Here is a 23,902-nt window from a genome sequence, read left to right as displayed (position 1 = left end):
AAGTACTATCCTTATAAACTAGCCTACTTCTACTGCTGATGTCTAATACTCATTACTATTATAGAATTGTTGCGAAAATCATGCCAAACGTATATGAGCGTCGAAACCTAATGAGAATGATAAAGGTAGCCTAGTATGCTGTTATTTGGGTTTAGCTATAGATGCCTTGCCATTACTACCATTGCAGCTAGTAGATAGTAGATAGTAGATAGTAGATAGTTTTTTCATTTTTCGATAGAGAGTCTTATGCTACCTAACTTCCATGCCGATACCCCACTTGCTCAGCGTATGCGCCCTACTTCTCTTACCGATATCATTGGTCAAGAGCACTTGCTAGCAGCTGGTGCACCGTTACGCCGTTTGGTAGAGCAAGGGCATCTGCCATCTATTATCCTGCACGGTGAAGCAGGCATTGGCAAAACGACCATTGCAATGTTGTTAGCCGATGCCGTTAGTCGACCTTTTCATGCGCTTTCCGCATTAAATACTGGTGTCAAACAGTTACGTGAAGTCTTAGATAGTAGAGATTCCTTGGCATTTGAATCACCTGTGGTCTTCATTGATGAGATTCATCGCTTTAATAAAGCTCAACAAGATGCACTTTTGGGCGCGGTAGAGTCTGGTGATATTACTCTGATTGGCGCCACTACGGAGAACCCGTCATTTAGTGTCAACAACGCTCTACTATCACGTTGCCAAGTTTATCGTTTAGAGCCGTTAACACCTGAGCAGATAAGTACCGTGTTGCAACGAGCCCTCTCAGAAGACAATATACTCAAAAGGTTGACCGTCGATTTACAAGCAAAAGATACCATTAGTCAATTGGCTCATGGTGATGCTCGAAAAGCGCTAAACTTATTAGAGTTAGCGATTCAGACCGCTGATGCCAAACAGTCGCCAGTGATTATCGATGATGAATTGGTCAGCCGAGTGGCACAGACTGCTTTGGTGAGATATGACAAAGATGGTGAACAGCATTACGACATTATCTCGGCCATGATAAAGTCCGTACGTGGCTCAGACCCTGATGCCGCACTATACTGGATGGCACGGATGCTGGTAGGCGGTGAGCCTGCTGACTTTATCGCGCGGCGCTTGGTCATCTTGGCGAGCGAAGATATCGGTAATGCCAACCCTAACGCCCTGCTCCTCGCGGATGCAGCATTGCGTAGTGTGCAATCAATCGGCATGCCAGAAGCGCGGATTATTTTAGGGCAAGTGGTGGTTTATTTGGCCACTAGCGCTAAGAGTAATAGCACTTATAAAGCCATCAATGCGGCGATGGCGTTGGCAGAAAAAGACGCCTCTCCTGTGCCGCTACATTTGCGTAATGGCGTGACCAAACTGATGCGTAGTCAAGGCTACGGTCAAGGTTATGCTTATCCGCATGATTATCCTAACCATTACTATCCACAAAGCTACTTACCAGATAATTTAGTTGGTACCAGTTTCTACGAGTTTGCAGATAATCAGCGTGAGCAGCATAGTAAGCAGTTTATGGACTGGCTAAAAAGCCAAGCAGCGAGTAATGACTAACTACGATATAGATTAATAAAAATATAACGTACAGATTTATGGGTCAGTTTTAATGTTCATTGATAATATTTATGACTATTTTTGACATACTGAACGATATAGTGGGAAGATGGCGCAGCACGTGACGCTGAAAAGCGTTAAAATAACCTGATAATGATATATACAAGCAATTAAGTAAGCGAGTCACCTTTATATCAAATTATATTGCTTATAGCGCGATTCACTTGACCGTAGTAGCGCTTTGCTTGACCGTAACAGCGCTTTGTACTATCTACTGCTACAATAAGCAGATAGAGCCTTATATTCTAAATGACACCTATTTATAAATAATAAAATATTGAGATTTACTATGAGTTTAAATGCAATCCCTGAGATTATCGAAGACATTCGTGCTGGAAAAATGGTCATCTTGATGGATGATGAAGACCGCGAAAACGAAGGTGATATCATCATGGCAGCGACGCATGTCCGCCCTGAAGATATTAACTTTATGATTACTCACGCACGTGGCTTGGTTTGTTTGACTTTATCACAAGCGCGTTGCCAGCAATTGGCGCTGCCACTGATGTCAGATCGTAACGAGGCGAAGTTTAGCACCAACTTTACTGTCTCGATTGAAGCTGCTGAAGGCGTCACCACGGGTATTTCTGCTGGTGATCGTGCACGTACTATTCAGGCGGCGGTATCTTCATCAGCAAAGCCTGAAGACATTGTTCAGCCTGGACATATTTTTCCAATTATGGCACAAAACGGCGGTGTTCTTCACCGTGCAGGCCATACAGAAGCGGGTTGTGATTTAGCACGTTTGGCGGGTCTAGAGCCTGCAGCGGTGATTGTAGAGATTATCAATGCAGATGGTACGATGGCGCGCCGTGACGACCTTGAAATATTTGCAAAAGAGCATGACATCAAGATAGGCACTATTGCTGACCTTATCAATTATCGTATCGCTAATGAGCAAACGGTAGAAGAGATTGAGTCACATCCGTTTGAAACTGAACACGGTACTTTTACGCTACATCGGTTCCGTGAGTTTGGCGCTGAAGAAACACATTTAGCCTTGGTAAAAGGTGATGTCAGCGAAGGTGTCAGCACTGTACGTGTTCATGGTTTCCACCCATTACGCGATTTATTTGCAGCTAAAAATGACATGACGGGCCGTAGTGGCTGGAGTGTACAGTCAGCACTAGAAGAAATCAGTGCTTCAGATCGTGGTGTGCTGGTATGGATTGGTAGCAATCAGCCAGTTGATTTAGGAGATGCGCTGGACAAAGCCGCAGACAACGAGTCTCAATCAACCATTACGCAACAACCATATCGTAGTATCGGTGTTGGTGCACAGATATTACGTCATTTAGGGGTGCGTGATATGCGCTTATTGTCATCGCCAATGAAGTTTTTTGCATTGTCAGGTTTTGATCTGAATGTGGTTGATTTTGTTCATGCACCGCAGCAAGACTAACGACTGTTTAAGAGATTAGTTGAAGAATGAGTTATTAAAAAGGCACGCTGACATGATGTTGGCGTGCCTTTTTTGTTTTTAGCTTTTAATTTATGATAATTTTTTTGAAAAAATGAATCATCGATTTATATAGAAACCAATCTAAAGCTCAGGCGTATGACCAAACTTGGCTTCCATTGCTAGCAGCTGTTGACGCTCTGCTGCTGTCCATGGCAATTTACCTTTTCCCTCACTATCCAGACGCACTACCACAGCCTCTGCTGTAGCAACGATTGTTTCTTGCGCGGTACTATAGTAACTATATTCCATCGCCATACTCGTATTGCCCAAACGCTTACAACGAACCCCTAACAATAACGTATCAGGATAGGTAACTGGGTGTAAATACTGACAGCTAGACTGGGCTAAAACAGTGACCATACTGCCATCAAACATACCTAGCGCATGCAAGTAACTAATACGTGCTGACTCAGCGTAACGATAGTAAACCACATTATTCAGGTGATTGAAGGCATCCATCTCTCCCCACTGTATCGGCTGATGATGAATAACAGGATAATGAGCTAATAATTCCGGGCGGTGTTCGTTTGCTACATCAGATATAGATGCTGACTTTTCATTAGGATGGGTCATTGCTTACCTTACGTTTTATATTTTCTGTATTAACTATTGTGACTAACTCTCGTTAGCGTTGCGGTTTATCTAAAATTTCTGTCGTCAGTAATGGCGTTGGTTTGGGTGCATGAGCAATCAACTGATTTAGCCATACAATTACTTCTGGTATGTCACTCGGTGCTTTCATTGTCTCAAGATTACTTTGACCATCGATTGATTTTTTATCGGCTTGTATAATGCCAATCGCGCCAGCTTGTACTGACTTTTTATTGTCGCTATTTGAGGCCCTAGGCACCAACGTTTTTAACTGTCTGCGTGCTTGCGTCAAATAGCTGACCAGTTGATCTTGCTTACGCATATTGCTGGCTTGGCTTGCTAAATTCAGTGTCATGATGACTTCATGGATAGTAAGCTGACGACGCGTTAAATTTGTGTCATTAGTCGCTGAGGTATCAGCAGCATTGGTTGCTTTAGGCTGCTGTTTATTTTCAGTAGCCGCATCCACCAGCTCTCGACGCTGTAAATCCGTACCTTCATAGCTGCCAAGACGCTCATGACTATGCAAAAATTCCTGAATATTTTGAATCGCAAGATTTTGTATTTGCCACGGGCTTGGCTGCGAGCTTTGTGCCTGCAGACGCTCAATATCTTTGAGCAAACTTTGCTTTATAACAATAGTTAGCGCAGGCGCAATTTCATTACTGCTTTGCGACAACTGCCAATGTAGACCTCGCAATAACTCAATCGCCGCACTGTCATTACTATCTGCCAACAGTCTATCAGCAGCTTTGATTTGGATACGCAATAGGTCCAACTGATTCTGAGCTTGGCTACTAGCCTCAACTCTAGGCTCTGGCAGCGTCTGCTGACTCATGGCAAATAGACGATCGTCCATTTCGTTTAATCGACTGATTACTTGCTCATTGCTCTGCAAACGATCGTTGACACTATGCTGAAAGCGCTGCTGACTAATATATAGCCACAATAATGCAGCGATCAGTAATAAGATAACCAGCCATTGCATCCGTAGCAGCAAAATATTTGCTTGCCGGCGCTGCTGAACAGTTGAAGGATCCTTAGATAAGGACTCAGAATTCATTGACATAAGGCAGTACCGTTATTGGTATAAATAAACATGTTTAAAGCAAATGAGAAGTTTAAGGTATTATATTTTAGAATGAATGGCTGAGAGAATCGTAGCTGGCGACAAATCCTCTACTCGCCAGTAGCTCAACTGCTGTGCGGCAACCATATTGGCCAAACGCTCACCCAACACAACGTAAGAAAAATCTTTTAACGTAAGCGATAGAAGCTGTGTTGTATTAGCCACTGCATCAGAATCTTGCTCTTTTTTTAACGTCTTCGATTGCTCGTCATTGACAATATTTGACCAATGCTCAAAAGCTGCCGCACTGCTGATGACGACAATTGGCTTTGGCTGCTTTGGTAGGGCAATATCTGACGTAATACTATGAGTAAGAAATGCTTGTTGCCACTGCTGATACTCAGCCATTGCATCGATAGGCATTGTACGCTCGTACCAAGCAATACTATCGATATGTACACCGCGCGCCTGCAATGTATCAACTAATAATCGTCGTCCACCAAGCCCGCGCCATATCAGCAATTTATCGCCTGCTTGTAAGCTATCAATTTCAGGCATTGCTAGCATGCCTTCGTTATTGGCCGTCTTAGGCTGAAGTATTTGATAGTTTGTTGTATCTATAAGCACCTGACTGAACTCTGCCGCCGTTGCTTCACCAACCGCAACCAGAGGACTAGGTAGTGACAAACCTTCTGATAGTTTCTGCACATACTTGCCATTACTATCTTTCGCTTTGTATTTACGCTTTTCATGTTCAAGTGATTGCCAAACGGCTAGCCCTGAAGCTGCCGCAGTTGGACTGACAATAACAAGCGCTTTGTAGACCCCCGCCAGCCACTGATGCATTAATGCAATATCTAGATCAGTTGTTGGACGTGGTCGTAGCGTCAACATTGGCATTTCAACCACTACTAATCCTGCCGCTTGTAAATACTGAGTCAACGATGCTGCTCGCTCTACTGGGCGAGTATTGATGACAATTTGCGGCATTACGTTTGACTTATCATTAGAAAAATTCTTATGAGAAGCTGTGTATGTAGATTGAGTTGGCATTGATGACATCGATATACCATGACAAAAAGCGAATGAAAAAGGCTTAAGCATACAAGAGTGACTGATGCTTAGATCAGCCTATCTTACGGTTAATCAAACCTATAGCGACTGTACTTGTACTACTCAGGCTGATAAATGGCTGACAAAATAGCGCCTGCGCCATCAGCAAGCAGCATTTCTGCGACATCGATACCTAATTGATTGGCTTGGGCTTCTTGCTCAGCTTGTGTCCCAACCAACGTAGCTCGTTTGTCTGCTTTCAACAACTCGCTACCATCGGCCTGACCCACTCGACCACGTAGCCACAGCACATTCCCGCTGTCGTTATTGCCGTTATCACCATTGTTGTCATTATTAACACTGGTTTCTTCAGCTGTCTGCAGAACTGCATAAGCGGCGATCGGTACTTGACAACCGCCCTCTAAATAACGGTTCAAAGCACGCTCAGCGATAAGTCGAATACGAGCTTTATCATCATTGAGTGGTGCAAGTAATTTGAGTACTTCTTCATCGCCTTCACGACATTCGATCGCTAAAGCTCCCTGCCCAACTGCAGGTAAGCAAGCTGCGATATCAAGCTCACCGCGTATTCTCTCGTCCAGCTCAATACGTTGCAAGCCGCTCGTTGCCAGAATAATGGCATCGTATTCACCCGCATCTAGCTTGCCCAAACGAGTGCCAACATTGCCGCGCAATGTTTTGATTTGCAGGTCAGGACGATAGGCTTTAATTTGGCATTGACGACGTAAACTTGATGTTCCAACGACTGCACCTTGCGGTAGCTCATCAATACCATTATAAGTGTTTGAGACAAAGGCATCTGTTGGTGAGGCGCGTTTACAGTAGACGCCTAATGTGAGGCCTTCGGGAAGCTGCATCGGTACATCTTTTAGCGAGTGCACTGCAATATCGGCTTGTTTGTCATACAGCGCTTGTTCAAGCTCTTTTACAAATAATCCTTTGCCACCGATTTTGGCCAAAGGTGTGTCCAAAATCTTGTCACCCTTAGTGACAATTTTTAGTAGATTAATCGTCAGATTAGGATACAACGCCAATAAACGATCACGGATATGCTCGGCCTGCCATAAGGCTAAAGGACTTTGACGTGTAGCGATATTTAGAGTAGTCAAAATAGGTTGCTGCGGATTGCTCATAAAGGGCCTCAATAAGTTCGATACTAATACTATAGTGGCTATAGTCCCTATGTCAGTACTATTCATATTTATACTAAATAATATCGATATTACTCGATAGGGCAGATTTGCCAAAGCATAGGCGACTCAAATGATTAATAGTAGATGCTGACGCAAAAAAATACCCCTATTTAAGCATAAATAAGGGTTTGATGATATGGAATGATTGGTCGCTATCAGGACAGCCTATTACATGCTTTGGATTTTATCACGTAAGGCAGGTAAGTGACGACGACTGACCGCTAGCGTCTCATCAATACCTTTAAAACGTATCTGATACTGGCCTGCATCCAAAGTTTCTAAAAAGTCCAAATAACTAAGGTTGATGATGGCATTGCGATGTACTCGGAACAGACGATCATCAAACTCTTGCTCTAACTCTTTTAGCGTTTCATCAATCAATACCATGCCGTCTTTGTGACGCACTTTGACGTATTTTTGATCTGCTGCAAAATAGTAGATATCTTTTAGCTTAATCAGTTCAACACCGCGATGCGTACGAGCAGCGATATGTTCACGTATCGGACGTGCTGTCGGGTCTTCAAGCTTGCGAATTTCATTTAATTGAGCAGCATTTAGATTCTTTGCTTTGTTTAATGCCTCTAGTAGCTCATCTTTGTTTGCAGGTTTCAACAAATAGCCAATTGCATTGGCTTTTAACGCTGCGATTGCATAATGGTCGTATGCCGTCACAAATATAATCGCTGGTGGATGCTCAAGTGTGGCAAGCTCTTGAGCACAGCGCACGCCATCCATTTCAGGCATTCGGATATCTAATAATATAATATCTGGCTGCTGGGTTTTTACAGCGACGATGGCTTGTGCACCTGTTGTGGCCTGAGCAACTACTTCATGACCTGATTCTTGTACAATTCTCACCAAGCGCTCACGCGCTAAGGGCTCATCATCACAAACTACGATACGCATGCAAACTCCCATCCAAGTACATACTTAATATTTTTTCAATAGCATTACAGCTATATTAGCACTCATTATCAATTACTTAGAATCTAAAGTCTAAATTATTTAATGAAATTTTGACAAAAACTACCAATTTTTATAGCGAACAATATACTCCTGCTATAGGTAGGTTTTATATGATGTAATTGTGTTTCACATTAGCTATGATATTACTGATTCGTAATCATCATTTATCAAACACGAAATATGATACCTATACATGGTAATGCAATAAGTATGCCACATAGGTTTTTAAGCGTTGAAAAAAGAGAGGAAATTAATAAATAACAGCAGGTTATAAACCCACGTCTTGTAAAGGATAGTCGATGATAGTGATAATTTGAGTACTGGCTACGGAGCTTTGAATGTCCGCACTTTGTCCAAAATGGGCGCGCAAACGATCAGCTTGAATATAGAAGTTCATATGTTGGCGCAAGTCGTGGTTGATGATCAATGTCTTTTTGGGAAGTGCAACATCAATCATAATTTTGACTCGGTGTTGTTCCCACGTGACTTCGATATTAATACAGATAGTTTCCGTGGTCATCTCTACCACATTGAGGAGTATTTTCTCTAGCACGCTTTGTAGCGTTAGCGCAGTGATAACCATGTCGTACATGATATCTTCATCAGGTAACTTCCAATTGACTTCGAGCTTGTCTGCTAAACGACTAGATTCGATTGCCAAATAATGTTCACAAAGGTCAACCTCTTCTTCAAAGCTAATCTCGCGTGTACCACTAAAACTAGCACGGAACAATGCAGAGACGTGCTGTAATAAGATAGCGGCTTTTGGCGGGTTTGATTCAATCAGTGATACAAGTGTATTGATAGTATTAAAGAAAAAGTGCGGAGCCGTACGGGCTTTTATTAGATCATTTTGAGCGGTCAATTTATATTCAAAGGACAACTTAAGCGCATTAAGCTCACGATAGCTACGCAAAAAATACAATAAGAACACAGCAGTAAAACCACCGGTAAGCACTGTGTTGAAAAGCAAATTAATGACAAAAGCTTGACGGTTATACTCCATCCACCCTAGATTGATCATAACCAAAACCACCAACACCATAGAGACCGTGGCAGAAAACATCATGAGCATGACAATACGCAAACTCACACTAGGAATGCTCGCGTTTTTGAAGACAGGACGCAAATAATCGACCAAATATAGTGCGGGAATAACTGTCAGTGCATTTTGTATCACGCGAGAAAAAAACTTGATAATAAAATCAGACCAGCCTGATAGACCATGGCGCTCAATCACCGTCAAAAACAGTGACCAAAAAAAGATATATGTCAGCCACTGCCAAGGCCTCATGATTTCCATGAGTTTAGGAATAAAAAACTCTAAGCGTGTAGCTAGTAAGGCAACCTCATCATTTGCTATACTCGAGTTCTTATTCTCTTGACTTGTCTTGTACCGATATGAACGCCAATTCTTCAAAACCTAGTAATCCTGAATCAAGTAAAAGTTCATCTGACTCTGATTTTAGCACAGATGCTTCTATAACAAGTACCACAACGCAGACTGCGCCTGCTAGTAGCCAAGGCCAACAAATGTGGGGCGGGCGCTTTAGTGAAGCGACAGATAGCTTCGTTGCCGCCTTTACTGCTTCTGTAGGCTTTGACCAACGCTTTGCTCGTCACGATATTCAAGGCTCAATTGCGCATGCAACGATGCTGAAAGAATGTGATATTTTAACTGCTGATGAAGTCGCCACTATTATTGATGGCCTTCAGCAAGTATTGCGCGAGATTGAAGCAGGTGAGTTTAACTGGTCGATCGCCCTTGAAGACGTGCATATGAACGTCGAGTCACGTTTGACTGACATTATAGGTGCCGTTGGTAAAAAACTACATACTGGTCGTAGCCGTAACGATCAGGTAGCCACAGACATTCGCCTATGGTTGCGCGAAGAGACTGATAATATCATTGAGTTATTAGTACGTTTGCAGAGTGGTTTGCTTGATTTGGCCGAGCAACATACTGACACTATCATGCCAGGCTTTACTCACTTGCAAACGGCACAGCCTGTTAGCTTCGGCCATCATGTAATGGCATGGTTTGAGATGTTATATCGTGATACTGAGCGTCTTGTCGATGCACGTCGCCGTATCAATCAGATGCCACTTGGTAGCGCAGCGCTTGCTGGTACGACTTTCCCAATCGATCGTACCATCACTGCTGAATTGCTAGGTTTTGAAGGTATTTGTCAAAATTCACTCGATGCTGTTTCGGACCGTGATTTTGCGATTGAGTTTACTTCAGCGGCTTCTATCCTGATGATGCATATGTCGCGTATGAGCGAAGAAATTATTCTTTGGATGTCAGCACAATTTAATTTTGTGCAGATACCAGATCGCTTCTGTACTGGCTCATCGATCATGCCGCAAAAGAAAAATCCTGACGTACCTGAGTTGGTACGCGGTAAAGCGGCACGCGTCTTTGGTCAGTTGATGACTTTACTTAGCCTAATGAAGAGCCAGCCGCTCGCCTACAATAAAGACAATCAAGAAGACAAAGAGCCTTTATTTGATTGCGTTGATACGTTGACAGGTTCGCTGCTTGCGTTTGCTGATATGCTACCAAACATCACACCAAACGTCGATGCCATGCGTGCCGCTACGATGAAAGGCTATGCGACTGCGACTGACTTGGCAGATTACCTAGTACGTCAAGGCGTAGCATTCCGTGACGCTCATGAAGTGGTTGGTAACGCTGTTGCTTTAGGCATCAAAGAAGGTGTTGATCTAAGTGATTTGTCATTGGCACAGCTGCAGCAATTTAGCGATGCCATCGGTGAAGACGTCTTCGACTATCTAACGCTAGAAGGCTCATTAGCAGCTCGTGACCATTTAGGTGGCACTGCGCCAAACCAAGTCAAGCAAGCGGTGGTCAATGGCCGTTCTCGCTTAAAAGCCTTTGCCTAATCATTAAATTACAAACAATAGCCAACTTGCCAATCTAAACTTAACACCCGCTACTTATGCGGGTGTTTTTATTTGTCTTATGACCTCTACTGGTTTGGCCAATGTCATTATCAAAATATCAATAGCTTTGGAAATTTCAATAAAAAGGTTAAACGTAGACAGTATTTATCATACACCAACTACCAAAGACTTTATAACAAATAGATAGAGGCTTGACGATATACATTAGTACCCTTTGCTAAATCTACCAAGACCGTTATCATAGACTCATATGATATTTGATTTAACCACTTAATATAATGAATAAGGAATGCCTTATGACTGAGACTTTTAACCCTCAAGCAAATACTGTGTTTTGTCGTAAATATAAGCAAGATTTGCCAAAGATGCCGCATCCACCCTTCCCTAATAAAAAAGGTCAAGAGCTGCAAGAGACCGTATCGGAAAAGGCGTGGAAAGAATGGCTTGAGCATCAAACGATGCTTATCAATGAAAACCATCTGAGCATGATGGATCCTGCTGCTAAAAAGTTTTTAACAGAGCAGCGTGATAAGTTCTTAGACAACGAAGACTATGAGCGTGCACAAGGTTGGACACCAGAAAGTTAGAATTTACTTACCTTCTACTAGGTACATTTAGTAGTTATAAAAAAACGCGCTTACTATAGCGCGTTTTTTATTATAAGATGAAAATCAATGTCTTTCTTATCAGCCTTCATCACTATCTGACGTTTCAAGCTCATTGGCTGACAATGTACTAACTTGACGAGCAGCTAAGCGATCATTGGCTTCTTGCACCGCTTTTTCGACCATGGCATAGTCTGAATGACGTACGTCTTGCCCACTGATATAGTTAATCACTAACTCTGCGACATTTTGTGCATGGTCACCGATACGCTCAAGCGATCGTAATATCCACATAATATTGATGACTTTTGATACATGGCGTGAGTCTTCCATAATATAGGTCATCAAGGCACGAATGGCTGACTGATATTCGGTATTGACCGCGCTATCATTACGCATCACTTCAAACGCTTGCTCCGCATTCGATTGACTAAAAGCTTCTAGCGAGTTGTTTAGCATCAGACGAACTTGATTGCTCAGATGCTGAACTTCAGCGTAGCCGTATGCTGATTTGCCTTCTGCCGCAATTTTACTGGCCATTCGCGCAATTTTTACCGCTTCATCGCCGATACGTTCCAAATCGACCACACCTTTACTGATTGACATGACTAAGCGCAAATCACTGGCTGCTGGCTGGCGCTTGGCGACCAATAACAAAATGTGCTCGTCGAGTTCGACTTCCATTCGATTGATATCGAAGTCCATATCGATGACTTCTTGCGCCAGTGTTTCATCTTTATCGATAAGAGCATGAATAGCTTTGGCCACTTGGTTAGCCGCGCTATCACCCATGTATAAAAATAAACGGATAGCTTCATCAAGATCTTGGTCAAAACTTTTGGAGATATGCTTATCACTTTGCATGAGAGGTATTCCCTAGAATCTATATTTTAATAGCGCAATGTGCCTATGAAGTTAGAAAGTCGGCTTATGACATGCTAATCAGCTTTGTCTGCTTGTACCGATTTCAATCTCAATCAATGTTAGCCATAACGACCTGTAATATAGTCTTCTGTCGCGGCTTGGGTAGGCTTGGTGAATATTTGATCGGTCTCACCCATCTCAATCATGTCGCCCAAATACATATAGACCGTGTAGTCAGATACGCGTGCTGCTTGCTGCATATTGTGAGTGACGATAGCGATGGTATAGTCGTTTTTCAGATCTTCGATCAAATCTTCGATAGCACCCGTCGAGATAGGATCCAGTGCTGACGTCGGCTCATCAAGCAACAGTACTTCAGGCTTGGTCGCTACACTACGTGCGATACATAGACGCTGCTGCTGGCCACCTGATAACGACAGTCCTGATGCTTTTAGCTTGTCTTTTACTTCTGGCCATAGCGCTGATTTTTTCAGTGCCCACTCGACGCGATGATCTAGCTCGTCTTTGCTTAATTTTTCATATAGTCGTACGCCAAAGGCGACATTGTCATAGATTGACATCGGGAACGGCGTTGGCTTCTGAAAGACCATACCAACTTGTGCACGCAATAAGTTCACATCGATGTCTTTACCCAAGATGTTTTTGCCATCTAGATTGATATTGCCCTCTGCACGCATACCTGGATATAGATCGTACATGCGGTTAAAGGTACGCAGTAGCGTAGACTTGCCACAACCTGAAGGACCAATAAAAGCGGTCACTTTTTTATCCGCGATATCGATATTGATGTTTTTTAATGCCTGAAAGTCATCGTAATAGAAGTTTAGATCTCGAACTTCCATTTTTGCAGCAGGCATGTTTTTAGGAATATCTTGAATCGTTTGCTTATTAAAATCAGCAGTGTTTGGTTGCTGAGCTTGGGCGCTAGTAGACATGGGTCTATTTAATAGGCTGCCTGTTGCCGTATTAAAGTTGTCAGCAGTCGTGTTTGTACGGACGTTGCTTAGGACATCATTCATAATATTTCAACCTAGCTCAATTAATTTCATATAAGTTTAAGTAAATGCTTAGCGTACTACGGTCTGCTCTCAGCCCTTATTTGGGCTGACCTCTACCACCGATAAATCTTGCCAAAATATTTAATACTAGGACAGATGCGGTGATAAGTAGTGCTGCCGCCCAAGCCAATGTATGCCAGTTGTCGTAAGGACTCATCGCAAACTGGTAAATGGTATTGGGTAAGTTAGCAATAGGCTGACCCATATCTGTACTGAAGTATTGATTGTTAAGTGCTGTAAATAGTAACGGTGCTGTCTCACCAGTGATTCGAGCAAAAGCCAATAACACACCTGTGGTCAGTCCCGCTCGCGCAGCTTTCACAGTGACCTGAGTGACCAGCTTCCATTTAGGAGTACCTAGCGCATAGGCTGCTTCGCGTAGACTATTAGGTACCAAGTTCAGCATGTTTTCTGTCGTACGCACGACCACTGGAATAACAATCAATGCCAATGCCAACGCACCTGCCCAACCAGAGAAACTTTGACCTTTTACCATCAGTGCATAGATAAATAGACCGATGACAATCGATGGCGCTGACAATAGAATATCATTTAAAAAGCGAGTGACCTTGCCCAGCATACTGCCTTTAGAAAACTCAGATAAATAAATACCTGTCATAAGACCAATAGGTGCACCGATAAACAAGCCTGAAAACGCTAACATGACCGAACCAACGATAGCATTGCGCAAACCGCCTGCACTCATTGGTGGCGGCGTATCAGCGGTAAAGATTGGCAACTGCACCATACCTTGGAAGCCTTCAACAAACAAAGTCACCAAAATCCATGACAACCAAAACAAGCCAAAAATCATCGCTGACATGGCAAAGCCTAGACCTAACTTGTTGGTCAAACGACGCTTGTTATAAAGGCTTTGATTGTAGCGAGTAACGCCGTTTGGCTTAGTAGGTAGTGGTGCATTGATCGTATTGTTAGCAGGCATAATATTTATTTCCCATATCTTTTATCGATGTCTATCAAGGTTCAATAAATCAGTAACAGACTTATCAGTTACCTGCTTTGTGATCCATGCGCATGAGCATCAGTTTTGCTAAAGACAGCACAATGAAGGTGATGACAAATAAGATTAAGCCTAGATGTAGTAGAGACGCAAGATGTAGCTCACTAGACGCTTCAGCAAACTCATTGGCCAAGGCCGAGGTAATCGTCACACCAGAAGTAAATAGGCTTGGACTGATATTAAACGCATTACCAATCAAGAAGGTAACTGCCATCGTCTCACCCAATGCACGACCAAGACCCAAAATTACGCCACCAACGACACCAGCTTTGGTATAAGGCAGGATAATCTTGAACATGACTTCCCAAGTCGTCGCGCCCATGCCATATGCTGACTCTTTCAGCAAATCGGGTACAACAGAGAAAACATCACGCATGGTGGCAGCGATGAACGGTATGATCATAATGGCAAGTACTAGGGAGGCGGTAAACATACCCAGTCCCATAGGTGCACCTGCAAACAGCTTACCGATAATAGGCAAAGGGCCGACGTGCTCAATAAACCATGGCTGAATATGATCACCAAAGAACGGCGCAAATACGAACAATCCCCACATGCCATAAATGATAGATGGGATACCAGCCAACAACTCAATGGCGATACCAAGTGGTTTTTTGAGGAACTTAGGGCACATCTCGGTTAAAAATATCGCAATACCGAAACTGACTGGAACCGCGATAATAATAGCGATAAATGACGTGACTAAGGTGCCGTAAATAGGCGCTAATGCACCGTATTCATTGGCAACTGTATCCCAGTTATTGCTGGTATAAAATCCCAAACCAAACTCTTGAATACTCGGCCATGCTCCAACAATTAGAGACACCAAAATGCCCCCTAAAGATAGGAGGACGAGTATGGCAAACGCTTTGGTAGAGTTAACAAATAAAGCGTCGTAACGTTTTTGTTTAGCCAGTTGGGACCTTAAGTCTGTCATAAGTGTCTCAGCATTGAATGGGATGAATCGAAATATTAAAAAAATGTATATCAGGTCTTAACACAGCAAACTTAAATGGTATGAGTAACTATATCTATCGAGATGTATTCATCAAATTTGCTGTGTTAAAACCCCTCAAACAACTACCGGAGAATAGCTATTCGAGAGGATGACTTGTCGGTTGCTAAATAGCATTTAGCAGAAACAAATTACTGAGCTGGCTTGTAGACAGGCTGACCATCGCTACCTTTCACTTCGTTCCACTTCTCTTTGAACAAGGCCACTGCCGTGTCAGAGAATGGTACGTAGTCTAGTTCCATGGCGCTGTCATCACCTTGGGTATAAGCCCAGTCAAAGAAATTCAACACGCCAGCGACTTGCTGAGGGTTTTCTGGTTGCTTATGTACCAAGATAAAGGTCGCAGCAGCGATAGGCCATGCTTGGTCAGTTTCAGAGTTGGTGATGACTTTATAAAAGCCTTCTTGTTGTGACCAATCGATATCACCTGCCGCAGCAAACGTCTCAGCAGATGGCTGTACGATGTTACCAGCTGCGTTTTTCAGCGCAGTATGTGACATCTTATTTTGCTTAGCGTAAGCATACTCAACATAACCGATCGAGTTTTTCATGCGGTTTACGTAGCTTGAGACGCCTTCGTTACCTTTACCGCCTGCACCAGTCGCAGAGGTCGGCCACTTGACAGTTTTATCAACGCCAACAGTGTCTTTCCAGTCTGGTGAAACCTTGGCAAGATAATCAGTAAAGTTAAACGTCGTACCTGAACCATCTGAGCGGAATACCGTTGTGATTGGGGCATCTGGCAAGGTCAAATCTGGGTTCATCGCCTTAATCGCAGGGTCATTCCAGTTACTGATTTTACCCAAATAGATATCAGCCAACGTTGTGCCGTCTAGCTTTAATGCACCAGGCTCAACGCCATCAATGTTGACGATTGGTACAACACCACCGATAACTGTTGGGAACTGAATCAAACCTGCTTCATCTAACTCTTCAGGCGTCATCGGTGCATCAGAAGCACCAAAATCTACTGTTTTTGACTGGATTTGTTTGATACCACCAGATGAGCCAATCGACTGATAGTTGACTTGGCCGCCGGTAGCAGCATTGTAGTCATATGACCATTTCGCATAGATAGGCTGCGGGAATGATGCACCTGCACCTGTAATATTCATAGCGATATTTTCAGCAGATTTAAAATCTGACGTAGCAGAAGATGCTGTCTGAGAGGTTGTTTCAGCTGTTGTCACAGCGCTACTGCTAGTATCAGCAGTTGGCTCCGCCGTATCTGTTGACTTATTACACGCCGTAAGCATTAATGTACAACTGACGGCCACTGCTAATAACGAATAACGCATGTAGGACTCCTGAAGTTTAACAACGGTATAAAAAAGCATTGCTTGTGATATGCGTGTTATCTTGCCAAATCTTTATGACAGTTTAATGACAACTTCTAGAATCCTTCATTCGCTTTACATAATATTTGAATAATTTGTCTACAACCTAGTAATACTAAGCATCCTCATCTATTAACACTCAGAAAAATTATTCACGAAAATATTGAACCGTGTGTTTGACGCAGAATATTTGTATCCAAATACTATTAGCCGTTGGTACAGAATTTTGTTAGTATGAAGGCTGATTTACAACACTGACAGACTCGGGGTGCGGTGTATTTTTGGCTCACTTTATTAAACTTGCTTTATTAAAGTAGTCGCCTTGATACATTCGCTGAGAGATCACCCGCCGAACCTGATGCGGTTAGTACCGACGCAGGGAAGTCTCAAGCACTTTGTTATTTATGGCAAAGGGCGCGTAGAAATACATTTTTATCGTCACTACTGTCTTAATATGCGTGATGCATAGCCAGATAAGAAGAGAGGATATCAAGCTGCGTCCAATATTTGATGACCACCATACGCGACGATACTTTTTGGTCGAAGTTGTGGGTTCAGGATATAAATTTGTCTAGATGATGGATGCCTACCCCCGCAGATACTGGCGGTGTTGATTTTATTCAAAAACCAACACGCTAGGACAGCATATGACTACTGCAGACACCACTTCAATTGCACCGAAAGCCCAAACGCATAACCCAGCCGACAACTCAATGCTTGCTTCAAATGCTGCTGACACGACCAACGTCAAAGCAGATAAGAAAGCAGATGCGCTAAAAACCCCTGCCCACAGGGCCGCAAGCGATGCTCGTTTCGAAGAAGATGCGCGCGACCTACACCGTATTTTACCTGCCTCACGAAAAGTCTATATCGAAGGCTCAAGACCTGACATCCAAGTACCGATGCGTGAAATCAGCTTGGCTGATACGCCTGTTGGTGGCACTGGAGATAAAGATGGTGAGCATAACCCACCGTTTTATGTGTATGACACCTCGGGTGTATATACCGACCCTAATGTCGATATCGACCTAACACGTGGATTGCCAAAATTGCGTGAGAACTGGATCGCAGAACGCAATGATACCGAGCAATTAAGCGGTCTATCCAGCTCATACGGACAAGCGCGTGCCCGCGACATCAGCACTGCTAACCTTAGATTTGCTCATATTGATAAACCGCGTCGCGCCAAAGCAGGACAGAACGTCACGCAAATGTACTATGCACGCCGTGGCATCATCACTCCTGAGATGGAATATATCGCCATACGCGAAACGCAAAAGCAGCATGAACTGACCGATATGCGTCAACACGATGGCGAGAGCTTCGGTGCCAATACGCCTCAAATCATTACCCCTGAATTTGTTCGTGATGAAGTAGCGGCTGGACGCGCTATTATCCCAAACAATATCAACCACCCTGAGTCTGAGCCGATGATCATCGGGCGCAATTTCTTGGTGAAAATTAATGCCAATATCGGTAACTCAGCGTTGGGTTCGTCTATCGATGAAGAAGTGTCTAAAATGACGTGGGCCACGCGTTGGGGTGCGGATACCATCATGGATTTATCAACGGGTAATCATATTCATGAAACCCGTGAATGGCTAATCCGTAACTCTCCTGTGCCGATTGGTACGGTACCGATTTATCAAGCATTAGAAAAGGTCGATGGCGTTGCTGAAGACCTAACATGGGAGATATTCCGTGATACGTTGATCGAGCAAGCAGAGCAAGGCGTCGATTACTTTACTATTCACGCTGGCGTGCTATTACGCTATGTGCCGCTCACCGCAAAACGTCTGACAGGTATCGTCTCACGCGGCGGCTCTATCATGGCGCAGTGGTGTCTTGCCCATCATAAAGAAAGCTTTTTATATACGCATTTTGAAGACATCTGCGAGATTATGAAACAGTACGATGTAGCATTTAGTCTAGGTGATGGCCTACGCCCTGGCTGCTTGCAAGATGCCAATGATGAAGCGCAGTTCGGTGAGCTACGTACGCTTGGTGAATTAACCAAAGTCGCATGGGAGCACGATGTACAGGTGATGATCGAAGGCCCTGGACACGTCGCGATGAACCGCATCAAAGAAAACATGGACTTGCAGCTTGAGCTATGTGCTGACGCGCCTTTCTATACTTTAGGGCCATTAACCACAGATATCGCCCCAGGTTATGACCATATCACTAGCGCCATCGGAGCTGCCATGATTGGTTGGTTTGGTACAGCGATGCTGTGCTATGTCACGCCAAAAGAACACTTGGGTCTACCAAACAAAAAAGACGTCAAAGACGGCATTATTACTTATAAAATCGCTGCACACGCTGCTGACCTTGCTAAAGGTCATCCAGGAGCACAGGCTCGTGATAACGCACTATCTAAAGCACGTTTTGAATTCCGCTGGGATGATCAGTTCAATCTAGCGCTCGATCCTGATACTGCACGCGAATATCATGATGAGACGTTGCCAAAAGACGCACACAAATCGGCACACTTTTGCTCCATGTGTGGCCCTAAGTTTTGTTCAATGAAAATCACTCAAAACGTGCGTGAATATGCAGCAGGGCTGGATAAAGATGCCGCTAACCAAAAAGTAACGCCGCAAACAGGCGACTTAACCGATGCTGGTCACTTAATCAAAGAGGTAGATACAGAGCTCGTTGGACAAGTTGGTGAAGCCACTGCTGAGGAAATTCGCCAAGGCATGGCCGAGATGACTAAGAAATATAACAACGAAGGACGTCAGTTATATAAAGAGGTGTAGGGTTAATAACCTATACTTTTGAAATAAGAAAAGCCCTACTGTTTAAGTATTTGCACACTTATCTAGTAGGGCTTTTTTTGGCTTATTTACTCATGATTTATGTACGAGTTTTTATTTACTACGTTTACATTTTTGATGCTTCATAAATCTCTTCAATTGAGGCGTTGATGGTTTCAGCAAACTCGCTATCGCTTTGTTGCTTACTCAAGCCTTCGGTAAAGGCACGCGAGAAGCTCGCAATCATACCTGGGTTTTGTTTGAGCTTGGCACAAGCATCGCTACGACTATAACCACCAGACAGCGCCACTACTTTGAGCACTTTAGGATGGTCAATCAGCTCCTGATAAAACCCTGCCTCTTCTGGTAACGTCAGCTTGAGCATTACTTGATGTTCGTCATTCAAGCGTTCCAGATTGCGCAAGATATCTGCCTTCAACAGTAGCTCGCACTCATGCTTTTGAGTGCTATCAATATTGACCTCTGGCTCGACGATAGGCATCAGGCCTTTTGAAATAATCTGCTTAGCCACATCAAACTGCTGCTGTACCACAAGCTCGATACCATCGACGTTTGGCTCATAGATGACTGAGCGCATTTTAGTACCGAATACGGGATAGTTTTTTGCTTTATCTAATAATAGATCTAGATTCGGAATCGGCTTCATGACTTGTACACCGCTCATTTGCTCAGCTAGACCTTTATCTACCTTTAAAAATGGTACGATATTTTTATCTTCCCATAGGTAATTAGCCGTCGACTTACCATTGACTTCACGCTCCATGGTGTCTTCAAATAAAATTGCACCAAGTACACGCTCACTATCAAAACAGTCACACGTCATGATACGAGCACGCATTTCATGAACCAGATCAAACATGGCCTCATTATTATCATAGTCGTCGCTGTTGACACCATAAGTCTCTAACGCTTTTGGTGTGCTGCCGCCACTTTGATCAAGAGCAGCAATAAAACCTGAACCATTTTTTATACGCTGTAATTGCTTATCGTATTCCATTGAGCCTGCATCCTATTTTTATTGGTTAAGTTAAATATCATAAACTAAGCTTTTTTATTCCATACAAGCCGTGTTATTTGTAGATAACCTTATCATAGGATGATTTGTATGCCTATATAGGATACGTGACAATATAGCTAAAAAATTATGAAACCAATACTTTGAACAGAGTCCATTACGCCAAAAACAGTACCCCTACACAGCAGACTGCCAATACTAATCCTATTATATTGATACGGTTCAGCTGCTCTTTAAACACACCGACGCCAATCAATGTCGCTACGGCAATAACGCCGACATTCATACCAGTGAAAACAATACTAGGAGAATCATGCAGCACTTGGTGTGCCCGTACATAGGCATAAATATTGCCCATGTTTAATGCGCCGAGCAGCAGACCTGTCATAAGCGCTTGTTTTTGCCAACGTACTCGCGTGACAAGCAAATAGATTAAAAGCAATACACCTGCTACCCCGAAGCTAACCAGTAGAGTTAACGGAAAGGCCGCCCCTTGTTTGGCCACTTGTTTGAACAAAATATCAATAATGCCGTAGCCTGCCCATACCCCGAATAACCACAGTGGCGTATGCTTTGCTTGCCGAGTAACATCGTTATGCTGTGGTCGATAGACAAGCGCACCTAATGCCAGAAAACCTAACGCCAGTCCAAGTATACGTGTACCAGTCAGCACCTCATCGAATAGCAAAAAAGCCGCTACGATGGGGATAATGAGTGATAAGCGCTGAGAGGCGTCGGTTGCTACCATTCCCACCGCTTCAATAGCTCGTCCCAGAATGATAAATACGGCAGGCAATAGTACCCCAAGCGCGATGATGATGCCCCAAGCGCTATCAAGTGCATGTATGGCCCCCACATCAGGTTTTAGTAACACCCAAGTCAGTAAAAAAGCCATAGGATAGCCTGCCACGATGGTCTGACGAATATCTATATTTTTCTGGCGCAATATTTTTAAAAGTACGGAGACGGCGACGCTACATAGCACCGCTATTATTAAATACACCATTCACTGCTACCTTTTGAACTTCAATGTTGAGTTATGACTGTTCGTATATTAATAAAAACCATTAAATAAAATGCCTGCTAATCAGCTGATATTTGCAATGAAATCATGCTTATAAAAGCAATATTTAAACTATAAATAAGTTTGGATATGGAATGTAACAAAATATTTTTTCTACAGCAATCTATTTATTATGGTTATAACTGAAGCTCTCAAAACCTAGCTATTCTTAAGTAAATTACAATTAGCATGCAGGTATGATTAGTAATTTTGCTAAAATAGCACCTAATCCCAATCACAAAAGTAAAGATTCTAGATAACGAGTCCTCTCGTTCATCTTGACGTACTGCTATTGATGTTTTATTACTGCTTATGAATGCTTTATTTCGCTTTTTCGAAAACCGCCTACCCGCCTTTCCAGACACCCCTATGCCATTGCCATCACCTCGCGATGGTATGCTGAAGTTTTTGTGGGCATGTACCAGTGGTCTACGCGGCTGGCTACTAATCTTTATGATTTTGTCCGCTGGTATCGGTATTTACGAGGCCATGCTGTTTGCTTGGATAGGTAACATCGTCGATTGGTTGGGCGTTTATACACCACAAAACTTATGGGTAGAAAAAGGCGATATGCTGCTCATCATGCTCACTGTCATGATAGTTAGCCCACTGTGGATTGCCTTGTCATCGTTTATCCACTTTCAGACCTTGCAAGGCGTGTTTCCTATGCAGATGCGCTGGCGGTTTCATCAGCGTATGCTTGGGCAATCCATGCAGTTTTATCAGGACGAGTTTTCGGGTCGCGTCTCAGCTAAGGTAATGCAGACAGCCCTAGCAGTACGCGATACCGTGATGACTGTCACCGATATGTTTATGTATGTCTCTGTCTACTTTATCACCTCAGGGGTGATTCTGTTTAATTTAGACAGCTTACTACTCATTCCTTTTGTTATTTGGCTGGTCTTGGTTGCCATTACCATTTGGTACTTTATCCCTAAGCTCAAAGAGACAGCGATTGTGCAAGCGGATGCCCGTGCCTTAATGACAGGACGAATTACGGACGCTTATGCCAATATCATGACCGTAAAGCTATTTAGCCATTCGCGTCGTGAGCTTGGCTATGCCAAAAACGCCATGGGGCAATTTCTAGGTACGGTTCATGCGCAGATGCGCTGGGTCAGCTATTTAGAAGTATCGACCCATCTTATCAGCGTGATCTTGGTCAGTAGTACCGCAGGTATTGGATTGTACTTGTGGCAACAAGGCGCAGTTGGTGTTGGTGCCATTGCTGCTGCGACTGCTATGGCGTTGCGTCTAAATGGTTTGACGCGTTGGATTATGTGGCAGACAGCCAGTTTGTTTGAGAGTATTGGTACAGTTCAAGACGGTATGCGTACGTTGTCAGCACCGCAGACAATCATTGATAAACCTGACGCGCCAGCCCTAGCCGTCACGGACGGGCGTATCGTGTTTGACCACGTTGACTTCAGTTATGAGAATGATGAAGAAGACAATGGACAAACTGGCGAGACTGTTGATAGTGCGAACATTGCTAAACGCGCTCCTAACTCATATATCAAACTGTTGGACAACTTCCACTTAGATATTAAGCCGGGTGAAAAGATTGGTTTGGTTGGGCGCTCAGGTGCTGGTAAATCAACACTAGTTAATTTATTGCTACGCTTCTTTGATGTGGATAGCGGTAAGATTCTAATTGATGGTCAAGCTATCGATGCGGTCACGCAAGAATCGTTGCGTCAACAGATTGGTATGGTGACTCAAGATACGTCATTGTTACATCGCACCGTGCGTGAAAACATCGCCTATGGTCGTCCTGATGCTACTGACGAAGAGATTATGATCGCTGCCAAACAAGCTCAGGCATGGGATTTCATCAAAGATCTGTACGATGATAAAGGCAATACAGGACTTGATACCCAAGTGGGTGAACGCGGAGTCAAACTATCTGGCGGTCAACGTCAACGTATCGCTATCTCACGTGTTATGCTAAAAAATGCGCCGATTTTACTTTTGGATGAAGCGACCAGTGCGCTAGATTCTGAGATCGAATATGCTATTACCGAAAGCTTAAATGACATCATGACCGGCAAGACCGTTATTGCTATCGCCCATCGACTGTCTACTATTGCTGCACTAGATAGACTGGTCGTTATGCATCAAGGCCGTATCATTGAGCAAGGTAGTCATGATGAACTGTTAGCATTAAACGGTGTCTACGCTCGACTGTGGCAACGTCAAAGCGGTGGCTTCTTAGGGGAAGACAACTAAAATTTGTTAAGTCAG

At 43.5% G+C, this 23,902-nt stretch carries 19 protein-coding genes and 1 riboswitch; of the genes, 6 read left to right on the top strand and 13 right to left on the bottom strand.

All coding sequences use genetic code 11. The annotated features are described in order from the left end of the window. Positions 1-246 precede the first annotated feature (246 nt). Both AK824_RS00550 and ribBA read left to right on the top strand, forming a co-directional pair. Positions 247-1,536: a replication-associated recombination protein A gene (locus AK824_RS00550; RefSeq protein WP_057757844.1), complete on the top strand. Its 1,290-nt coding sequence runs from the start codon at positions 247-249 to the stop codon at positions 1,534-1,536. A 349-nt stretch (positions 1,537-1,885) separates the two neighbouring features. Next, positions 1,886-2,998 carry a bifunctional 3,4-dihydroxy-2-butanone-4-phosphate synthase/GTP cyclohydrolase II gene (ribBA, locus tag AK824_RS00545; protein ID WP_057757842.1) on the top strand — a complete coding sequence of 371 codons (1,113 nt, stop codon included), beginning with the start codon at positions 1,886-1,888 and terminating at the stop codon, positions 2,996-2,998. A 141-nt stretch (positions 2,999-3,139) separates the two neighbouring features. On the opposite strand, the gene AK824_RS00540 is transcribed toward ribBA, so the two are convergent. The 6 genes from AK824_RS00540 to AK824_RS00515 form a co-directional block, all read right to left on the bottom strand. Continuing rightward, a complete protein-coding gene (locus AK824_RS00540) occupies positions 3,140-3,631 on the bottom strand; it encodes an acyl-CoA thioesterase (RefSeq protein ID WP_057757839.1) in 492 nt (163 codons plus the stop codon). Between the two features lie 52 nt (positions 3,632-3,683). Next, complete coding sequence (locus tag AK824_RS00535) at positions 3,684-4,718, bottom strand: hypothetical protein (RefSeq protein WP_057757836.1); 1,035 nt, start codon at positions 4,716-4,718, stop codon at positions 3,684-3,686. Between the two features lie 60 nt (positions 4,719-4,778). Further along, complete coding sequence (locus AK824_RS00530) at positions 4,779-5,771, bottom strand: uroporphyrinogen-III synthase (RefSeq protein ID WP_057762259.1); 993 nt, start codon at positions 5,769-5,771, stop codon at positions 4,779-4,781. 119 nt (positions 5,772-5,890) lie between these two features. Next, positions 5,891-6,925 carry a hydroxymethylbilane synthase gene (hemC, locus tag AK824_RS00525; RefSeq protein ID WP_057757833.1) on the bottom strand — a complete coding sequence of 345 codons (1,035 nt, stop codon included), beginning with the start codon at positions 6,923-6,925 and terminating at the stop codon, positions 5,891-5,893. Between the two features lie 228 nt (positions 6,926-7,153). Further along, positions 7,154-7,891 carry a LytR/AlgR family response regulator transcription factor gene (locus AK824_RS00520; protein ID WP_057757830.1) on the bottom strand — a complete coding sequence of 246 codons (738 nt, stop codon included), beginning with the start codon at positions 7,889-7,891 and terminating at the stop codon, positions 7,154-7,156. Positions 7,892-8,219: 328 nt separating this feature from the next. Then, entirely contained in the window at positions 8,220-9,245 is a 1,026-nt protein-coding gene (locus tag AK824_RS00515) for a histidine kinase (RefSeq protein ID WP_227511174.1), read from the bottom strand. Between the two features lie 239 nt (positions 9,246-9,484). Here AK824_RS00515 and argH point away from each other — a divergent pair, with 239 nt between their 5' ends. Further along, entirely contained in the window at positions 9,485-10,858 is a 1,374-nt protein-coding gene (gene argH / locus AK824_RS00510) for an argininosuccinate lyase (RefSeq protein ID WP_057757824.1), read from the top strand. A gap of 317 nt (positions 10,859-11,175) precedes the next feature. Beyond that, a complete protein-coding gene (locus AK824_RS00505; RefSeq protein ID WP_057757820.1) occupies positions 11,176-11,466 on the top strand; it encodes an oxidative damage protection protein in 291 nt (96 codons plus the stop codon). A 99-nt stretch (positions 11,467-11,565) separates the two neighbouring features. On the opposite strand, the gene phoU is transcribed toward AK824_RS00505, so the two are convergent. The 5 genes from phoU to pstS form a co-directional block, all read right to left on the bottom strand. Further along, positions 11,566-12,348: a phosphate signaling complex protein PhoU gene (gene phoU, locus AK824_RS00500; protein ID WP_057757817.1), complete on the bottom strand. Its 783-nt coding sequence runs from the start codon at positions 12,346-12,348 to the stop codon at positions 11,566-11,568. Positions 12,349-12,467: 119 nt separating this feature from the next. After that, positions 12,468-13,304 carry a phosphate ABC transporter ATP-binding protein PstB gene (gene pstB / locus AK824_RS00495; RefSeq protein ID WP_082624662.1) on the bottom strand — a complete coding sequence of 279 codons (837 nt, stop codon included), beginning with the start codon at positions 13,302-13,304 and terminating at the stop codon, positions 12,468-12,470. A gap of 160 nt (positions 13,305-13,464) precedes the next feature. Then, the gene (gene pstA / locus AK824_RS00490; RefSeq protein WP_057757811.1) at positions 13,465-14,370 is read right to left on the bottom strand and encodes a phosphate ABC transporter permease PstA; all 906 of its coding nucleotides are present in this window, start codon (positions 14,368-14,370) and stop codon (positions 13,465-13,467) included. Between the two features lie 64 nt (positions 14,371-14,434). Next, positions 14,435-15,385: a phosphate ABC transporter permease subunit PstC gene (pstC, locus tag AK824_RS00485; protein WP_057757808.1), complete on the bottom strand. Its 951-nt coding sequence runs from the start codon at positions 15,383-15,385 to the stop codon at positions 14,435-14,437. A gap of 209 nt (positions 15,386-15,594) precedes the next feature. Continuing rightward, a complete protein-coding gene (pstS, locus tag AK824_RS00480) occupies positions 15,595-16,761 on the bottom strand; it encodes a phosphate ABC transporter substrate-binding protein PstS (RefSeq protein ID WP_057757805.1) in 1,167 nt (388 codons plus the stop codon). Positions 16,762-17,054: 293 nt separating this feature from the next. Continuing rightward, a riboswitch (TPP riboswitch) is annotated at positions 17,055-17,199 on the top strand. Between the two features lie 314 nt (positions 17,200-17,513). On the opposite strand from pstS, the gene thiC reads away from it, so the two are divergent. After that, on the top strand, positions 17,514-19,562 hold the full coding sequence (thiC, locus tag AK824_RS00475) for a phosphomethylpyrimidine synthase ThiC (protein ID WP_057762257.1): 2,049 nt from the start codon (positions 17,514-17,516) through the stop codon (positions 19,560-19,562). Positions 19,563-19,686: 124 nt separating this feature from the next. Here thiC and AK824_RS00470 read toward each other — a convergent pair whose 3' ends face one another. Further along, a complete protein-coding gene (locus tag AK824_RS00470) occupies positions 19,687-20,577 on the bottom strand; it encodes a fructose bisphosphate aldolase (protein ID WP_057757802.1) in 891 nt (296 codons plus the stop codon). A 175-nt stretch (positions 20,578-20,752) separates the two neighbouring features. After that, positions 20,753-21,601, bottom strand: a complete 849-nt coding sequence (locus tag AK824_RS00465; RefSeq protein WP_057757799.1) for a hypothetical protein — start codon at positions 21,599-21,601, stop codon at positions 20,753-20,755. Between the two features lie 369 nt (positions 21,602-21,970). Here AK824_RS00465 and AK824_RS00460 point away from each other — a divergent pair, with 369 nt between their 5' ends. After that, on the top strand, positions 21,971-23,887 hold the full coding sequence (locus AK824_RS00460) for an ABC transporter ATP-binding protein (protein WP_057757797.1): 1,917 nt from the start codon (positions 21,971-21,973) through the stop codon (positions 23,885-23,887). Positions 23,888-23,902 lie beyond the last annotated feature (15 nt).

It is taken from the genome of Psychrobacter sp. P11G3 (assembly GCF_001435845.1).
GTDB lineage: Bacteria > Pseudomonadota > Gammaproteobacteria > Pseudomonadales > Moraxellaceae > Psychrobacter.
This window is presented reverse-complemented; position numbering and strand designations above follow the sequence as displayed.

What these genes read in the sequence shown, in the direction of transcription:
- AK824_RS00550 (WP_057757844.1), top strand. Translation starts at nt 247, where the DNA reads ATGCTACCTAACTTCCATGCCGATACCCCACTTGCTCAGCGTATGCGC.
- ribBA (WP_057757842.1), top strand. Translation starts at nt 1,886, where the DNA reads ATGAGTTTAAATGCAATCCCTGAGATTATCGAAGACATTCGTGCTGGA.
- AK824_RS00540 (WP_057757839.1), bottom strand. Translation starts at nt 3,631, where the DNA reads ATGACCCATCCTAATGAAAAGTCAGCATCTATATCTGATGTAGCAAAC.
- AK824_RS00535 (WP_057757836.1), bottom strand. Translation starts at nt 4,718, where the DNA reads ATGTCAATGAATTCTGAGTCCTTATCTAAGGATCCTTCAACTGTTCAG.
- AK824_RS00530 (WP_057762259.1), bottom strand. Translation starts at nt 5,771, where the DNA reads ATGCCAACTCAATCTACATACACAGCTTCTCATAAGAATTTTTCTAAT.
- hemC (WP_057757833.1), bottom strand. Translation starts at nt 6,925, where the DNA reads ATGAGCAATCCGCAGCAACCTATTTTGACTACTCTAAATATCGCTACA.
- AK824_RS00520 (WP_057757830.1), bottom strand. Translation starts at nt 7,891, where the DNA reads ATGCGTATCGTAGTTTGTGATGATGAGCCCTTAGCGCGTGAGCGCTTG.
- AK824_RS00515 (WP_227511174.1), bottom strand. Translation starts at nt 9,245, where the DNA reads ATGAGGCCTTGGCAGTGGCTGACATATATCTTTTTTTGGTCACTGTTT.
- argH (WP_057757824.1), top strand. Translation starts at nt 9,485, where the DNA reads ATGTGGGGCGGGCGCTTTAGTGAAGCGACAGATAGCTTCGTTGCCGCC.
- AK824_RS00505 (WP_057757820.1), top strand. Translation starts at nt 11,176, where the DNA reads ATGACTGAGACTTTTAACCCTCAAGCAAATACTGTGTTTTGTCGTAAA.
- phoU (WP_057757817.1), bottom strand. Translation starts at nt 12,348, where the DNA reads ATGCAAAGTGATAAGCATATCTCCAAAAGTTTTGACCAAGATCTTGAT.
- pstB (WP_082624662.1), bottom strand. Translation starts at nt 13,304, where the DNA reads ATGTCTACTAGCGCCCAAGCTCAGCAACCAAACACTGCTGATTTTAAT.
- pstA (WP_057757811.1), bottom strand. Translation starts at nt 14,370, where the DNA reads ATGCCTGCTAACAATACGATCAATGCACCACTACCTACTAAGCCAAAC.
- pstC (WP_057757808.1), bottom strand. Translation starts at nt 15,385, where the DNA reads ATGACAGACTTAAGGTCCCAACTGGCTAAACAAAAACGTTACGACGCT.
- pstS (WP_057757805.1), bottom strand. Translation starts at nt 16,761, where the DNA reads ATGCGTTATTCGTTATTAGCAGTGGCCGTCAGTTGTACATTAATGCTT.
- thiC (WP_057762257.1), top strand. Translation starts at nt 17,514, where the DNA reads ATGCTTGCTTCAAATGCTGCTGACACGACCAACGTCAAAGCAGATAAG.
- AK824_RS00470 (WP_057757802.1), bottom strand. Translation starts at nt 20,577, where the DNA reads ATGGAATACGATAAGCAATTACAGCGTATAAAAAATGGTTCAGGTTTT.
- AK824_RS00465 (WP_057757799.1), bottom strand. Translation starts at nt 21,601, where the DNA reads ATGGTGTATTTAATAATAGCGGTGCTATGTAGCGTCGCCGTCTCCGTA.
- AK824_RS00460 (WP_057757797.1), top strand. Translation starts at nt 21,971, where the DNA reads ATGAATGCTTTATTTCGCTTTTTCGAAAACCGCCTACCCGCCTTTCCA.